Below are 16,086 nucleotides of genomic sequence, written 5' to 3' on the forward strand. Positions count from 1 at the left end.
ATTCATACTCTTTCTGTCCGCGGGTTCGGTCATCGGGATTGTCTCCGGCGTATCGCGGGCGGACGACCATGTTGAATTATAGGAAAATCGTGGCCGCGCCTCGTGTGTGTGCCGCCGGCGGGCTGCCCGCGAACGTGTGTCTGATCGCTCACCGCACGTGCCCTCGACCGCCCAGTTTCACCCGTCGGTCAAAGAGATGGCTGTGCGCTGAGGTTTTCAGGATGCTCGATCCGAAGCATTCACCAGCAGTGGACCGAGGGGCCGGCACTCCGAGATTCATTCAATGCACGGGCGCGGTACCGGCAAATCGTCGGTCGGCGCGACGAAAGGACGGTTTGCGTGAAAAGGCTTGTCATCGAACCGAACGAGCGCAGGCAGATCGAATGGTTGGTCGACGACGTGCTCGAAGAGTACGGCCAGTGGGACCCGGTGCAGTTCGTCACGCACGCCAGGACGGTGGCGGAGTCGCTGCCCATTCGGGTCCGCCAGTTCCTGCGGCGGATACAGTCGGACGAGACGGACGTGGCGGTGCTGTCCGGGCTGCCGGTGAGCCAGGACCTCGAGCCCACCCCGACCGGCTGGGACATGGCACAGAAGACCGGCGCCGGCTGTCGGGAGGAGGTCGTGCTCACGCTGTGCAGCGCCGCCCTCGGCGAGCCGTTCGCCTGGGGTAACCAGCAGGACGGCCGTATCGTGCACGATGTGTGCCCGACGCCCGGCATGGAGCGCTCGGAGACCAGCGGCAGCAGCACCGCCCCGCTGTCGCTGCACACCGAGGACGCCTTCCACCAATGCCGCTGCGACTATGTGGCGCTCTACTGTCTGCGCAATCCCGATCGGATCGGCACGACCGTCGTGCGCGCCGACGGACTCAATCTGCCGGCGCGGCTGTCCGAGATCCTGTCCGAGAAGAGATTCCGCCACCGCCCCGACCAGTCGCACATCGGGCCGCACGGGCATTCCGGTGGGGAGGCGGACCTGGACGCGATCCTGTTCGGCCCGGCCGACTCGCGCTACCTGCGAATCGACTTCGACGATACCTTCGCCGCGGAGGAGGACGACCACGTCGCACGGGAGGCCATCACCGAGCTGTACGGCTACATGGGCGGCGCGCTGGAAAGGGTGGTCCTGGAGCCCGGCGACGCCATTTTCCTCGACAACTACCGCGTCGTACACGGGCGGGAACCGTTCGAGCCGCGCTACGACGGAAGCGACCGGTGGCTGAAGCGGGTCAACCTGATCCGCGACCTCCGCCGGGTGTTCGTCGCGACCGGAGCCCGGTCACGGGTCATCGCATGAATTCGCTGTCAGCAGCCCGGGTGGAAGGAAAGGTATCGGTCGCGGGGGACCGGTGCCGGTAGCGTCCGGCGCCGGTGATCTACGAGTGACTCCACCCAGATCTGGCCGCCGCGGTGTGCCGTTCTTCGGACTCGTCCTCGTGGATTGCCGGCGTGGTCGGCGGGAGACGGTAGCTGCACCCGACCCGCAGGACGGGTCGCAGCCGGGCCAGCAGTGTCCGGGCCAGGTCGCTGCCGGGGGCACTTCCACGGTGAGCCTGCGCTGGGGCGCGTGGCCGACGACCCGGCAGGACCTGGACCTCGTGGTGATGGCAAGCAACCGGCGACCGACCGGGCCCGGCGACTCCGCGATCGTGGCACAGTCGACGAATCCGCAGGCTGACGCCGCCGAGGCGCTGCCGCCGACCGAGCAGGTGACTCTGCTGTCCGCCTTCCAGCGGCGACGACTTCAACACGGGTTCGCTGGGTGAACCCCAGACCAATCTAGGGCCTGTCAATCGTTCTCGCTGGTTAGGCCCTCGCCCGTGTCGAGGTGACCGGTATTGAACCGACGACCTCTTCTTGCCGACCGTCACGGTCCTGGGCTTGTCAAGATCGGCGCCACTCACAGCGACCTCGGGCGGGCGCCTCGGCGCAGCATGCGACCGTATCTGTTCCGCGGCCTCATCACCTGCGGGCTCTGCGGACGCAGCATGGTCGGCAACCCGAACCACGGCCGGCTGTACTACCGCTGCAAGGCATCCCGCGACTTCGTCCGGCAACACGAGGTCGCCCATCCGCCGGTGCTGTACCTCCGCGAGGACGCCATCGTCGAGCCGATCGATCGCTTCCTCCACCAAGAGCTGACCGGTGGCACCCTCACTGCGAACCTCCGGAGCCTCGCCGACGCTCACTACCGCGCCCAGCTCGCTGCGCACAAGGCTCAGGACGAGAGCGACCAGCTCCGGCGAACAATCACCGAGTGCGACACCAAGATCGAGCGCTACCGGGCCGCCCCGGAGGCGGGCAGCGACCCCGCCCTGATCGCCGGATGGATCAGCGAGACGTCCGCCGTCCAGGCTGCCGCCACCGCGGCACTGCGCGCCAGTGCGACACCACCGCAACGCCTCAACGAAGATCAAATAAGCGCGATCGTGGAAGGTCTCGGTAGCCTTCTCGGAGTCCTCCGCGAGGCTGATCCCCGCGACAAGGCGGAGCTGTACAGCCGTATCGGGCTCAGGATGACCTTCAAACCGGGCGCAAAGACACTGAAGGCCGAGATCATGTCTTCCGATCTCGGCCGTGTGCTTAATGTGTGTCCGAGGGGGGACACGAACCATTACCCCATACTTGCCGTCCGTGGACATGGACGTCCTGCTGGCGTAGCCACCAATAGCCGGGACGACGGACCCCGAGGGTGGCCGCGAAGCGCGGCCGGCCGAGACGCAGAGGCGGCAGCGGAACAGCCGCCCGCTGTACGGGCATCGCGATGGATGCCCGGCGGCGTTCCGATGGCCACGACCACGCCCGAATGTGCGCGACCGTGTCCCCGAGACCCGGCCACCATGGCGCCGACTGCCCTTGATCACGATGGCGGGAACCGGCCATCATCCATGCCCCGCTGCTGACCAGACTGGGATCCATGATCACAGCCATCCGGATCACGATGGAGCGAATAATAGTAGTATTCGACACAGGATCACCCAAAGGGGTCTCGGCCGAGTTACCGAAGGCGCTCCACCGGGGATCTGAACCGTCAGCCCAGACGGCGGGTTCCCTGACCAGTCGCCGGCGTACCGACGTGAGACAGGAGCCGGCAGCGGTGGAGACACAGGTCCGAACGCCGCAGATGGTGTTCATGCAGCCGCAACGGTTGATCGTCCCGCTGTTCCAGCGCCCCTACGTGTGGAACGAGGAAAACCAGTGGGAGCCACTCTGGACGGACGTGATCCGCGTAGCGCAGCGGCTGCTTGACGACCCGCAGGGACGACACCAGCCGCACTTCTTGGGCGCCGTCGTGCTGCAGCAGTCACAGAATCCGGTCGGCACCATGCAGGAGCGCACCATCATCGATGGCCAACAGCGGCTCACCACCCTGCAGCTTCTGTTGGATGCGCTACACGCGGAGTTGCATGGCGTGGGCGCGGAGCAGCCCGCCATGCGAATCGAGGCGCTGGTCATGAACGCGCGCCCGTTCTGGGAGCGCCCGGAGGACCGGTTCAAGGTGTGGCCAACGAACCGCGACCGGGCCGCCTTCAACGCCGTCATGGCAGTCGATCCGCCGCTGACCTACGGGGAGCTTCAACACCGTGACAGCCGACTGGTCCAAGCGCACGAGTACTTCAGCCAACGTGCCCGGGAATGGCTGCAGGCCGACCACCAGCAGATCCAGGCACGGGCCGGCGCCATCGAGCGCGCGGTCCGCGAGCTGATGCACATGGTCGTCATCGACCTGACCGCGGATGAGAACGCACAGGAAATTTTCGAGACGCTGAACGCCCGAGGCGCCCAGCTGACCGCGGCAGACTTGATCAAAAACTTCATCTTCCAGCGACTGAACGAGTCAAGCGTCGACGTCGAGGCAACGTACGAGCGGTACTGGAAGGAGTTCGAGACCGGGTTCTGGGAGACCGAGATCAGTGCCGGACGCGTCCGGCACCCCCGTTCCTCGATGTTCCTCAATCATTGGCTGATCGCTCGGACCGGCGAAGAGATCTTGGCTCGCGAGGTCTTCTACCGCTTCAAGCGGTACGCCGACTTCGAGTCAGGCATGACCATGCTCGAACTCCTCGGCCAGCTCCACAACACCGCGGAGGTCTACCGACGGTTCGTCACGGCGGCCGGCCAGCTGACCGGCCCGGTGGACCGGCTGGGATTGTTCGCCTACCGCACGGGGGTCCTCGAGAGCGAGGTCATCAAGCCGCTCGTGCTGTTCCTCCTCGACCCGAACGACACTGCGGTTCCCCCAACGCAGGTCACCAAGGCCCTGGACGTCATGGAGAGCTGGATGGTACGGCGGATGCTGGTCCGCGCCAGTACCAAGTCGTACACGCAGGTCATCGCCGAGCTCATCGCGCACGTACGCAAGTCCGGGCGCCAGGCCGCCGGTGATCTCATCGAGGACTACCTACGCCAGCAGGCCGGAGCCAACTGGTACTGGCCGGACGACGACGAGGTACGCGGCGCGCTACGCGCCCTCGCCGCCTACCGCCGGCTCTCCCGGTCCCGGCTACGCATGACACTCGAAGCCATCGAAGACCACGAGCGTGGATGGCGAGGTGACCAGATTGGCCTCGGCGGCGAACGGGTCGCACGCGCGAAGTACGCCATCGAGCACATCATGCCTCGTCGCTGGCAGACGCATTGGCCGCTGACCGAGGGGCAGACGGCAGCCGAACGCGAGGCTCTGATCGACACCATCGGCAACCTCACCCTGCTCACCGGCAGGTTGAACAGCAAGGTGTCCAACGGCCCGTGGATCGGCCCGGAAGGCAAGCGCACCGCCCTGCACGGGCATGACGTCCTACTGCTGAACCGAAGACTCCTCGAACACGACGAGGTGTGGAACGACGATCGCGTGCGGGCCCGCACCGATCAGCTCATCCGTCTCATACTCGACATCTGGCCGGTGCCCGAGGGGCACAAGTCCCAAGCCACGGGCACCGCACAGACCCCCAGCCGGAAAGTCGAGCTGACCGACCTGATCGGAGCGGGTCTCCTCGAGGAAGGTGCCACGCTGCACGCGAAACGGCGTCGGGTCGCGGACCGCACCGCGACCGTGCTGCCGGACGGCGCACTCGATGTTGACGGCGTCCGCCATGAAACCCCGTCGGGCGCGGCTCGCGCCGTGTCGGGCAAGGGCGAGCACGGCTGGTCGTTCTGGCTTGTCGATCCGAGAAGCCGCCGCAGCCTCCACGACATTCGGCAGGAGTACATCGACCAGCGGGAGGTTGACGCGGACGCGGACGAGCCACCCGACGAGGATGACGAGGACTGAAAGCCTCCACGCTGGTCTTGGACTTCGGTCATGCGTTGGGTCCGCGCCGACCAGGTCAGCCGAGGTTCGCGTGAATCGTCCACCTCATGGCAGCAGCGTCGCTAACGTAAAACCGACCATGCGTTTCCGGTCCCCCCGGTTGGTGTCTATACCGCTGACTCTGGGGGTGTTCCGATGGATCCGCACGCAGCCGACAGGGTGCGGCCTGCGTGTCGGTGACCTGGACCGGGTACGGAGGCGCGGCGCACGAAGCGCTGCGCCGGGTTGTGGCGGACGCCAAACGCAACGATCCGCTATCACCGGTCACCGTCCTCGTGCCGACAAAATTGCCGGCGTGCTGGCACGCCGCACCTTGGCCGGCGGCGTCAACAGCCGAGCGGGAATCGCGGGCCTAGAGCGAATCTGACGGATCATGGGCAGGCTCGGTCGGGTTTGGCCCGGAGCCAGATCATGATCGAGGCGATGGTCACGGTGGCGTGGTAACGGTCCTTGAGCTTGATGCCCCTATGGATGTCAAGCGATCGATACCGCGCTGGCGTGTCGGTGTGTCGGGCGATGAGTTCGTAGAGCTCGCGTGCGACGTAGCGTTTCAGGCAGCGGATCGCTTCGCGTCTGGTTTGCCCTCGCTGACGCGTCGAGCACGACGACAGTGACCAAGACGATGACGAGGACGGCGACCAGTACGACGGCGAGGAGTTCGACAGGGATGACGGTGTCGACCTCGCCCCGGACCTCGTCCCGCTGCTGCCCGCCGCCCGCGCCGCCCGCGACGAACTGACCCGCGACGGACGCGCGGTCAGCCGCGACGCCCTCGCTTACCGCCTGCGCAGTAACGGCACCGCCATCCGCAACAACCGCGTATCGGAGCTGCTCAACGCCCTGCGCCGCGAAGACGCAACCCTCAACGACGCACGCCCGAAGGTGTCGGCGTGATGCCGCACCGGCCCACACCTCGCCCCTCGATGGACCTGAGGAGACCGCCCATGGACGAGTAGGCCCCGGCGCACCGCACCGCACCGTCACCGAGACGACGCTTCCGGAAGCGACCGGAGCGGATTTTAGGCTGCTGGCGGCGAAGCTGTTTCGGCTTGGGTGGCGAGGTGCTCAGCGCCGAGCTGCCTGCCACGCGCAGTGCCGGTGCCCGCGATGGACGAGCGTAGGGCCGGGGGCGTAGGACCGCGTCATGCGACGTGCCGCTGCGCTGGTCCTCGCGTCCGGTGTTCGGCCGCGCTGATGCGTCGGGGCGGCAGAGAATGGTGCGATGGGGGACGATATCGCGGAGCGATACGCTCGGGTTCTGGGCCACGGCGGGTTGGGCGAGGCGGCGTGTTACACCGTGATCCAGCCGGTGGTCAGGCCGTTCGGGGTGGAAGAGGTGGCTCGCCGGCTGGGGGCTGACCCGGCGGCGTTGCGGCGGGGGGAGCCCGACATCGCGGACTTCGACCGCGATGAGTGCCTTTACCTCATCGGCCCGATCGGCTCCGCCGTCGTGATGGTTGAGTACAACGGTTACCAGGGTTCCCGGCCGGAGGTGCTGAGGTGGCTCAGTGACGGTGCCCGGGTGCACAATGCGTTCTGGAACGTGAACGGGGTCAACGACCTCTCCTGCGCCGTCTACGGGCGGGTGCAAGCGAGCTGGAGCATCGACTTCCCGGACGAATGCCAGGGCAGTGACCCGACGGCGTTCGACGGTGATCTGGACGAGTTGGTCGCCATGGCCGCCCCGGGCGATGACGGCTTTGGCTACGCAGGCTACTGGCAGTCCGGGATGATGGCCTTCATCGAGCGGCGCACCGGTGTCGTGCTGACCGAAGAGTGGTTCGACAGCCCGCAGTACGTGCTCGTGGCGCCGCCGATACCCAGTGACCCGTCCTCGCCGTCTCGGCTGGTGGACGCGGACACCGACTCCGTCCTGCGGTTGGCGCCCGACCCTGTGCGCCGGGCGGCGCTGGGCTGGCTGCTGGAGGAGTTGGCCCGTACCGCCGAACTCGACGGTGAGCCGGCGGTGCGCGACGGCATCGCCGCGCTGCGCGCCGGTCGGTTGTTGGGCGGCGAGGCGGAGCGTGCGGTCTACGACGTCCGCGACCGGATGTCGGCAGCCGCGGACGGAGTCTGGGCGGCGGCCGATGGAGCGGGGACGACGGGGCAGCGGGATGCGCGGGTGGTGCGGGAGCAGGCGGGGTGGGCGTTCACCGGTCTGTTGTGCCACGCTCACGGCGCCGATCCGCTGGACGGGTTGGACCATGTGCGCAACGCCTTCGGCGATCGCTGGGACGAGATCCGCAAGGAGCTGCGTAGCCGGCTCAAGAATTCTTGACGCTCAGTGCCTGCCCTTCTAATTCAAGATCGTCTCAGGACTGGTCGTACGCTCGTGTGATGAGCGACGGGCCGAAGGCTCGGGGCTGGTTGTCGCTGGTGCCGCAGCCGGGCGGCGCAAGCCTGCGCTCTGCAGAGATGCCGAGCCAACCTGGACAACGCCCGCATACACATAGACCCGAAAGAAGGAGCCTTGCACGAGATCGCCGGCACGCTGACGCTCGGGCCACCGAAAACTCCCGCCGCCGTCCGCACCATCCTGCTGCCGCCGTTCCTCGTTGCACGGCTGCGGGAACACCTCGCCAACCACGACCACTCCCACGTCTTCGTAGGCGCCGACGGCGGCCTGTGGCGCCGCTCAAACTTCAGCCGCCGGCACTGGCGGCCTGCCACCGACGGCGATCCCCGCAAGGTCATCGCATCCGTCATCCCCGGCATGCACTTCCACGACCTCCGGCACACCCACAAGACCTGGATGATCGAAGACGGCGTCCCAGAAGTTGCACAGGCCAAGCGTCTCGGCCACCGCTTACCCGGCGTCCGCGGCATCTACAGCCACGTCAGCGCCGTCGTGGAACAGCGACTCATCGACGGCCTGCAAGAACGATGGGAGAACACCGCCCGGTCCGCACCCGAACGATGACCACGTTCGCGACATAGTGGTGCTCACGCGGGGAGCGCACAAATCAGTCTCAGGAGAGGTCAGCCCCAGCCGACCGGGCTTGCTCCCCGCCTGCTCCCCAAAACCATGACAAAACACCCGCCGTCATGATCCACGACGGCGGGTGTTTTGCTGGTAGACCAAGGTGTGGGCGATACTGGGATCGAACCAGTGACCTCTCCGGTGTGAACGGAGCGCTCTCCCGCTGAGCTAATCGCCCTTGCCGCAGCAGACTGTACCGGACCGCCCGCCGGGCGTGCGAATCAGGGTCGGCGCGTCAGGTGGTGAGGAAGTCGCGAATCTTCACGATCAGGTCGACGTCCATGGTGAGCTTGACGGAGAGCCACACCACCGCGCTGATGAAGACGAAGCCGAGCAGGCCGATGAGGGCTCGCAGCGGCAGTGACTGACGCATGACCCAGTGGGTCCATGCCTGGACGTGCTTCTTGGTGAAGTGCAGCAGGTGGCGCGCCCAGACGAACTCGACCGCCCAGATGGCGAGGCCGAGGATCACGATGGCCCAGCCGGGGCCGGGCAGTGGGATGAGGGCGATGCCCACGGCGACCACCACGGCGCCCAGGATGCCGATGCCGACCTTCAGGGCGAGGTGGCTGGTGCGGTTGGACCGGATTCGATCGAGTACGCCGACGGGCGAGTCGGAATCGGTCACGGGGTCTGATTGGGACATCTCGTTCACTTTCACGGCAAAGATCGCGGTCTCCCGGTCATTTCATCCCCTAGTGTTCCGCCTCCCCGTCACTACCCGGGAGGAATGGACGTTACCGGAGTGAGTCAACTGCTGGACCACCCGACGCCGGGCGGAACCGAGTACTTGGGCAGAACAGGACAACATACCGTTTAACGGCTCGTTCGGAGAGCTTATCGGAACCGTCTTCCCACTACTGGGTGAGATCAGCGTATGGCGGAGCGTAATGACAGGGATCACCTGAGTATGGGAAACGCGGGGTTCACCAGCCTCGCAGCGGTGCCGGGGGGAGTTCGTCCATGAGTACCATTCGTCCAACGACCGTCGAGGTCGAAACATCGCTGCGGCTCGTAGCGCCTGATGCCACGGCCCTGCCCGTGCGCGCCAGCTTGCGGTACGACCCAGCCGACCCGTACGCGGTCCACGTGTTGTTCCACGCAGAATCAGCCGGTGGGGAAGCCGTGAGCTGGTCCTTCGCGCGGGAACTTCTCGTGACCGGGCTCGATGAGCCCGCGGGGATCGGGGACGTCCGGGTGTGGCCGTGGGCCACGCCGCGGGGCGACTTCGTCGCCCTGGCGTTGTCGTCGCCCGACGGCAATGCGCTGTTCGAAGTACCACGCAGCGTTCTGGTCCGGTTCCTGCGGCGCACCTATGTGGTGGTTCCGCGGGGCCGGGAGTCCGATCACCTGGACGTGGACGCGGCGGTCAACCGGCTCCTGGCCGGTCGATAGCGACAAGCGATTAACGGGGCGACCCGCGCGGACACTGCCGGTCCGTGCGGGTCGCTTTTTACGTACGGAAAGCGCGTCTATTTTGTCCGTTTCAATGCCCGTTTTCCTGATCGTCTGGCGGGATATCCGCCGACCTCCGGACTCCCACGTGCATCGCAGGTCACGGCCGGATACGGTCGGCCTCGATGGTCACACCAGGACAGCACCGCACCAGGCCCGCACCCACCCCGTCGGGGGCCGGCGTGAGCACCTGCGCGCTGTCCCGGACCGACCTCGCCACGGACCCGGCGCGGACCCGGCGGCTGCCCTACCACCTGCTCGTCCTGACCACCGCCGGGCACGGCACGGTCGAGATCGACTTCGTGTCGCACCGGTGCCGCCCGGGGACCCTGCTCTGGATCCGGCCGGGCCAGGCCGTGCGGTTCGGCGCGGAGCCGGGACTCGACGCCGCCCTGGTGACGTGGCAGCGCGACCTGCTGGCGGCGGCCGAGATCACCGGCGTACCCGTGGACGATCTTCCGGGTCCGGCCCGCTGGCAACTCGCCGGCGAGGACGAGGACGCGATCATCAGGGAGGTCGCGCAGCTCGGCGTCGACTGCGCGCGGCACCCGTCCGGGGCGATCGCGGCGGGCCTGCTGCGGTACCAGGTGGCGGTCCTGCTGCTGCGGATCGCCCTGCTGGACGACGGCGCCCGGGCCGCGACCTCGGTGGCGGAGGCCCGGACCTTCGTGCGGTTCCGCCGCGACCTCGAGGCGGGGCATGCGCAGAGCCGCCGGGTCGAGGACTACGCGGCCCGGATCGGCTGCTCGGTCCGGACCCTGACCCGCGCCAGCCTGGCCTTCACCGGCCGTACGGCGAAACAGGTCGTCGACGACCGCGTGGCGCTGGAGGCGCGCCGGCTGCTGGCGTGCACCGAACTCTCGGTAGCGGAGATCGGGCGCCGGCTCGGGTTCGGTGAGCCGACGAACTTCGGCCGTTTCTTCCACCGGGAGGCGGGGATGAGCCCCGGTGCCTTCCGAGCCTGGGCCGCCGCGGAGACTCCGGCCGAGGTGCCGTTGCCGGCGACCGACAAAGCCCCGCGGGTGCCCGCACAACGCCCCGCGGCGGAGTAGGCGCCGTCAGAATTCCCATATTTCCTGGGGTGGACGAGGTCGGCGGGTGCGGACGCGGCATGATGGGGGAGTGCAGATCTCCGCGCGTGGCGACTATGCGGTACGGGCGGCGCTGAGCCTGGCCAACGCCTATCCGGCCCTGATGTCCGCCCAGGCCGTCGCCCTGGACCAGAACATGCCCCGAAAGTTCCTCGAGGCCGTGCTGGCGGACCTCCGCCGGGCGGGCGTGGTCCGCGCGCAACGCGGGGCGGAGGGCGGCTACACACTGTCACAACCTCCGCGCGATGTGACGATCGGCCAGATCCTGCGCGCGGTGGACGGTCCACTCGCGGGAGTGCGCGGGCTGCGCCCCGAGGAGACGCAATACTCGGGAGCGGCGGAGAACCTGCCGAACCTCTGGGTCGCCGTCCGCGCGGCCGTGCGGGAGGTGGTGGACGAGGTCAACCTCGCCGAGTTGATCAGCGGCCGGATGCCCGCGCACGTGCGCAAGCTGACCACCCGCCCGGACGCCTGGCAGCCCCGCTGAGCCTCGGGCGATGCCGGCGCGCCCGGCCTGGCCGAGCGGCTGCGCCGGACGCCGCCGGGCCCGCGCGGGACGGCGCGGGCGTTTCGGAAGATCTGCCCCCGGGCATCGGTGGACCAACCGATTCCACGGAAGGATCCCCCGATGGCCATCATGTACCGCAGTCGTAAGAAGTTCGGACCGCTGATCCTGAATTTCACGCAGCGGGGCCTCTCCTCCTGGACCATCAAGATCGGCCGCTGGTCCTGGAACTCCAAGGCGCGGGCGCACCGCGTCGACCTCCCCGGCCCGCTCTCCTGGAAGCAGGACAAGTAACCCCTCAAGCGGAGATGATCACGTCTCCGCCGAGGCGGCCGTGCTCCGGGCGCCGGGTCACCGTGCCGGCGTCCAGCAGCGTGTGCAGCACCCGGGTGGCGTCCGCCGCCCGGTACACCGTCTCGGTCAGCGCGAACGTCCGCAGGTTGGTGACGCTCGCCTCGCCCTCCTCCCGCAGGTGCGCCAGAAGCTCGCGGCGCAGCGGGCCGGGGTGCGGGCTGAGCGAGATGTCGATGAGGTGCCGCTCGGGGTCGCCCGGATCGCGGTAGCGGACGCCCGCGTACTCGTCGACCGCCCACAGCAGGTCCTTGAAGGCCTCGAGGCTCTTGCCGAGTGTCGTCGCATAGAGCAGGATCTCGCCCGGCTCGTCGGAGACCGCCAGTTCGACCGCGGCGACGAGCGGGAAGCCGGCCTGCCGCAGGTCGTCCCGCGCCTGCGGCACCGGCGACGACCCGGGCACAACGACGATGACCTCGGCGGGTTTCCCCGCCGCCAGGGCGGTCAGCATGGCCGCGCCGGGCGGTTCACTCACGGCCGTCGCATCCAGGAAGCCCAGCACGGGTACGCGCGAAGCGCCCGCCGCCTTGAGTGCCGCCCCCCACGAGTCCTCGGTGCGACCCGGCACACCGAGGACGCTCAGGCCCGCGCCGCCCGTGCCGCCGATCTCGCCGCCGACCGCGACCATGGCGAGCTCCCGCCCTCTGACCAGGTCGGACTGTTCGGTGAAGACGCCGAGCGCGGCCTCGGCGAGCGGGCGGGTGGCGTCGGCGTACCCGTGGGCGTAGACCGCGCGGCGGGCCCGGTGCAGCGCCGCGGGGGCCCACGCTTCCAGATGGCGGACGAGGATCTCGCGTTTGACGTCGGCGACGCTGTCGGCGCTCATACCCGAGTTCTACCCGGTGCAGCGCCGCGACGCTACGCGAGTCAGGACTTGTACCTACGGTGGCCGAGCAGACACTATGAGGCACGTGCCCCTCCCGCTCGCCGCCCTGACCGCCCAGGCGCAGACCTTGACGGCCGAGGGTGACCTCGCCGGCGCCCGGGACGTCCTCGCGGGTGCCCTCGATCCGGCCGAGACCGACCCCCGCAACGCCTCGCCCGACCTGGCGCTCGCGGCGGCGTTGCAGGCGCGCATCCTCATCGCGCTGGGCGACGCGCACGCGGCGCGGAACTGGGCGGGCTTCGCGCACGCGGCCGAGGAGCGGCTGCACGGCCCGCACGACGAGCGGACGATCGCCGCCGCCGCGACCCACGCGGCGGTGCTGCACCGGGTGGGCAACCACGGCCGGGCCGCCCAGCTCTACCACGATCTGGTGGGCGAGCTGACCGCCCTGGACGGGCCGCTGTCCGCGCGGGTGCTCGCCGCCGAGGCCGACCTGGCGACGGCCGAACATTCTGCGGGCCAGTGCACGGCCGCCCGGGCGCGGCTCACCGACGCCTGGACCCGGCACCGCGAGGTGCACGGCGACGCCTCCGCAGCCGGGATCAAGATGCTGGCCCGGCTGGGCGCGATGGAGCGCGAGTGCGGCCGCGGCGAGGACGCCGCCGCGCACCTGGCCCTGGCTCAGGAGCTGTGTGCCCGCCATCTCAGCGCCGACCACTCCCTGGCGCAGCAGATCGCCCGGCTGGCCGGCCACCCCCCGTCCGGGGAGCACCGATGCGGGCAGGTGCGCCGCTCGACCGGCCCGGCGGCCGAGCCATCCCCGGGCCGGATGCCGGCCACCGTCCCGGGTGTGCACCCGGTGCGTCCGGACCCGGCTCCCGGCGACCTCACCGGCCGCCACGCCCGCCTGGACCCGCCGCCGGCCGTTCCGTTTCCGGCCGCCCCGCCGGCCGTCCCGTCCTCCGCCCCGCCGCCGGTGGCCGTCCCACCGGTGGCCGTCCCGCCGGCGGTCGTCCCGCCCCAGGCCGCCTGGCCCGGCCACGTTCCCCGGCGGGAGGAAGGGGCGCCGGCGGCACCGTTCACCGACGCGACCGCCGGCATCCCGGCCCTTCCCGCCGATCCCCGGCCGTTCCGGCAGCCCGTCGACCGGGCCAGCGCCCCGGTCACCGGCGTACCCGCGGAAGAGCCGGACCTGCCGGCGAGCCGGCAGCCGTTCATCCTCGCCACGGTGCTGGTCGCCGGGGTGGCGGCTGCGGCGGCCATCGTGGCCGTGACCCTGCCGCGCGGCGACCGGGCCCGGACACCCGCCGCACCGCTCCCGGCGACCGGCACCGCGACAGGCCCGGCGGGCACCGCGACCGCCCCGGCGAGCGGCTCTTCGGGCGCCCCCGGAGCGAGTGCCGCCGGGACGGGGAGTGCCGCCGCGCCGGGCCCGTCGGCGACCGTCGACCCCCTCGCGCCGATCGACGTCAAGCTGCGCGACAACCGCGATAGCGTCTCGCTGACCTGGCGCTATCCGCAGGGCTCGGAGGGCCCGGTGCTGATCTCCGGCGGGCGCAGCGGGCAGGAGCAGCGGGCGTTCCAGCAGCTTCCCGCGGGAACCACCGAGTACGTCGTCTACGGCCTCAACGAGCAGAACAACTACTGCTTCACCGTCGCCGTCGTCTACACCGTCGACAAGGTGGCCGCCTCGCCGGCGGCGTGCACCGCGCGCCGGTGAGATTGTGACCTAGATAATCGAGGCGAACATCTCAGCGATCACGGTCGGCGTCCGATCAAAGCCGCATACCGAAGACCCCGGGGGATCGACCGGGAGGGCGGGGAGCGCTTGTGACGACCGAGGCGGCAGAGGTGTCCGGCAGGACCCTGGCCGACGACACGCGCGCGCATTTCGAAGCCACCCTCGAGGAGCTCGAGAAGCGCCCCGTGTCCTGGTTCCGCAGCGTGACCGTGCCCGCCGCCGCGGTCGAGCGCCGGGCGGAGGCCCTCGGCTTCCAGGACCTCGCCGTGCGGGCGAAGCTGCTGCGCGCCGACGTCCTCGTCCGCGAGGGCCGGCTGGAACGGGGCGGGCGGTGGGCACACCAGGTGCTGGCCTGGGCCCAGCAACACGATCACCCGTTCCTGCTCGCCCGGGCCCACCGGATCCTGTCGAGCTTCTACCGCCAGATCGGCGACCTCTCCGAGGGGCTCACCCACGCCGTCCAGTGCTACTCCCACCTCACCGACGACGAGCCGCAGAACATCCGGGCGCGACACCTCATGGCGCTCGGGATCGCGCTCGACGAGAGCGGTTCCACCGCGGAGGGCGGCCGGCGTTTCCGCGAGGCGCTGCACATCGCCACGACCGTCGGCGACCTCGAGCTGACCATGAACATCCTCAACAACATGGCGTACACGGCCTTCGAGAACGACGACGAGGCCGCCGCCCGGGATCTCGTCCGGCACATGCGCGAGGCCCAGGCCCGCAGCCCGCGCAACTTCAGCGCGCACGAACTCGACACCATCGCCCGCGTGGAGATGATGGGCGGGCGCTACGACGCCGCCGAGGAGACGCTGAGCGGCCTGCTCGAGGGCGGCGGGTCGAAGGTGGAATCGCACGAGGGCGACGCGCCGGCCGTCGGCCTGCTCACCCTCGCCGAGGCCCGCCGGTTGAACCGCCGCTACGCCGCCGCGCAGCAGGCCCTCGACGAGGCCGTGCGGATCGCCGAGGAGCGTGGCCTCGACCGGGTACGCGCCCAGGCCCGCGAGGAGCAGGCCGCCCTCTACGCCGCCACGGGCCGTTTCCGGGACGCGTACGACGAGCACCTCGCCTTCCACAAGTCGGCGACCGCCCTGCACTCGGCGCAGCGCGAGGCACGGGCCCGGGCGTTGCAGGCGGTCTTCGAGGCCACCGAGGCTCGGCGCGCGAGCGAGCACTTCCGGGAGATGGCCCACCGCGACGCCCTGACCGGCCTCTACAACCGCCGCTACGTCAACGAGCGGCTTCCCGCCCTGCTCGGCGAGGCGCTGGTGGGGCGCCGTCCGATCTCGGTCGCGATCCTCGACCTGGACTACTTCAAGCGGGTGAACGACACGCTGTCGCACGGCACCGGCGACGTGGTGCTCCAGGAGATCGCCCGGCTCCTGCTGGAGGCGGCGACCGGACCGACGATCGCCGCCCGGATGGGCGGCGAGGAGTTCCTGCTGATCATGCCCGATGTGGAGGCGGACGAGGCCGCCGACCGCTGCGAGCGGCTGCGCCTGCGGATCCGCGCGCACGCCTGGGAACCCATCACCGGCGCCATGCCGGTGACCACCAGCATCGGGGTGACCACCTCGGACGACGGCCGCGGCTCGCCCTCGTCACTGCTCTCCCTGGCCGACCGCAATCTGTACGTCGCCAAGCGCGAGGGCCGCGACCGCGTCGTCGCCGACGTCTGACCCGCGGCGCCCATCTCCTCTGCACTGGATGGTGTCGGCCGTGAATCCGCTCGGGAGCGTGGGGCATGGCACACAGTGAGCGCGTGGCCGCGGTGGTCCCGGCTCCGGACGCCGCGGCGGTACCGCATCGACGTCAGGGTTCATG

The 16,086-nt window shown here is 69.6% G+C and carries 14 protein-coding genes, 1 tRNA gene and 1 pseudogene; 13 read left to right on the top strand and 3 right to left on the bottom strand.

Annotated features, from left to right (window positions below; translation table 11 throughout):
• Positions 1-339: 339 nt before the first annotated feature.
• The 7 genes and pseudogenes from EDD30_RS29580 to EDD30_RS29610 all read left to right on the top strand — a co-directional run bounded on the left by EDD30_RS29580 (position 340) and on the right by EDD30_RS29610 (position 8,233).
• The gene (locus EDD30_RS29580; RefSeq protein ID WP_071803070.1) at positions 340-1,299 is read left to right on the top strand and encodes a TauD/TfdA family dioxygenase; all 960 of its coding nucleotides are present in this window, start codon (positions 340-342) and stop codon (positions 1,297-1,299) included.
• A 250-nt stretch (positions 1,300-1,549) separates the two neighbouring features.
• Positions 1,550-1,768, top strand: a complete 219-nt coding sequence (locus EDD30_RS29585) for a hypothetical protein (RefSeq protein WP_071803069.1) — start codon at positions 1,550-1,552, stop codon at positions 1,766-1,768.
• A 168-nt stretch (positions 1,769-1,936) separates the two neighbouring features.
• Positions 1,937-2,905, top strand: coding sequence for a recombinase zinc ribbon domain-containing protein (locus EDD30_RS29590; protein ID WP_071803068.1), 969 nt, complete (start codon positions 1,937-1,939; stop codon positions 2,903-2,905).
• 14 nt (positions 2,906-2,919) lie between these two features.
• A complete protein-coding gene (locus tag EDD30_RS29595) occupies positions 2,920-5,274 on the top strand; it encodes a GmrSD restriction endonuclease domain-containing protein (RefSeq protein ID WP_084556090.1) in 2,355 nt (784 codons plus the stop codon).
• 663 nt (positions 5,275-5,937) lie between these two features.
• A pseudogene (locus EDD30_RS40995) lies at positions 5,938-6,207 on the top strand (DUF2637 domain-containing protein); the annotation flags it as partial.
• A gap of 328 nt (positions 6,208-6,535) precedes the next feature.
• Positions 6,536-7,591 (top strand): DUF6461 domain-containing protein, encoded by a 1,056-nt coding sequence (locus EDD30_RS29605; RefSeq protein WP_071803066.1) that lies wholly within the window; start codon positions 6,536-6,538, stop codon positions 7,589-7,591.
• A 192-nt stretch (positions 7,592-7,783) separates the two neighbouring features.
• Positions 7,784-8,233: a tyrosine-type recombinase/integrase gene (locus tag EDD30_RS29610; RefSeq protein ID WP_394328210.1), complete on the top strand. Its 450-nt coding sequence runs from the start codon at positions 7,784-7,786 to the stop codon at positions 8,231-8,233.
• A 166-nt stretch (positions 8,234-8,399) separates the two neighbouring features.
• Here EDD30_RS29610 and EDD30_RS29615 read toward each other — a convergent pair.
• Positions 8,400-8,471, bottom strand: a tRNA-Val gene (locus tag EDD30_RS29615).
• A gap of 57 nt (positions 8,472-8,528) precedes the next feature.
• Positions 8,529-8,921 (bottom strand): TIGR02611 family protein, encoded by a 393-nt coding sequence (locus EDD30_RS29620; protein ID WP_244945447.1) that lies wholly within the window; start codon positions 8,919-8,921, stop codon positions 8,529-8,531.
• 335 nt (positions 8,922-9,256) lie between these two features.
• On the opposite strand from EDD30_RS29620, the gene EDD30_RS29625 reads away from it, so the two are divergent.
• The 4 genes from EDD30_RS29625 (at position 9,257) to EDD30_RS29640 (ending at position 11,638) form a co-directional block, all read left to right on the top strand.
• A complete protein-coding gene (locus EDD30_RS29625) occupies positions 9,257-9,688 on the top strand; it encodes an SsgA family sporulation/cell division regulator (protein WP_014446635.1) in 432 nt (143 codons plus the stop codon).
• A gap of 185 nt (positions 9,689-9,873) precedes the next feature.
• A complete protein-coding gene (locus tag EDD30_RS29630) occupies positions 9,874-10,800 on the top strand; it encodes a helix-turn-helix domain-containing protein (protein ID WP_071803065.1) in 927 nt (308 codons plus the stop codon).
• Positions 10,801-10,870: 70 nt separating this feature from the next.
• Positions 10,871-11,326, top strand: a complete 456-nt coding sequence (locus tag EDD30_RS29635) for an RrF2 family transcriptional regulator (RefSeq protein ID WP_071803064.1) — start codon at positions 10,871-10,873, stop codon at positions 11,324-11,326.
• A 141-nt stretch (positions 11,327-11,467) separates the two neighbouring features.
• Positions 11,468-11,638 (top strand): DUF4236 domain-containing protein, encoded by a 171-nt coding sequence (locus EDD30_RS29640; RefSeq protein WP_071803063.1) that lies wholly within the window; start codon positions 11,468-11,470, stop codon positions 11,636-11,638.
• Positions 11,639-11,642: 4 nt separating this feature from the next.
• Here the strand turns inward: EDD30_RS29640 and EDD30_RS29645 are convergent, their stop codons facing one another.
• The gene (locus tag EDD30_RS29645; RefSeq protein ID WP_071803062.1) at positions 11,643-12,521 is read right to left on the bottom strand and encodes a hypothetical protein; all 879 of its coding nucleotides are present in this window, start codon (positions 12,519-12,521) and stop codon (positions 11,643-11,645) included.
• A 76-nt stretch (positions 12,522-12,597) separates the two neighbouring features.
• Between EDD30_RS29645 and EDD30_RS29650 the strand changes: the two genes are divergently transcribed.
• Entirely contained in the window at positions 12,598-14,241 is a 1,644-nt protein-coding gene (locus tag EDD30_RS29650) for a fibronectin type III domain-containing protein (protein ID WP_123678573.1), read from the top strand.
• A gap of 110 nt (positions 14,242-14,351) precedes the next feature.
• The gene (locus tag EDD30_RS29655) at positions 14,352-15,941 is read left to right on the top strand and encodes a GGDEF domain-containing protein (RefSeq protein ID WP_084556522.1); all 1,590 of its coding nucleotides are present in this window, start codon (positions 14,352-14,354) and stop codon (positions 15,939-15,941) included.
• Positions 15,942-16,086: the final 145 nt, after the last annotated feature.

Origin of the sequence: Couchioplanes caeruleus, assembly GCF_003751945.1 — a bacterium.
Lineage (GTDB): Bacteria > Actinomycetota > Actinomycetes > Mycobacteriales > Micromonosporaceae > Actinoplanes > Actinoplanes caeruleus.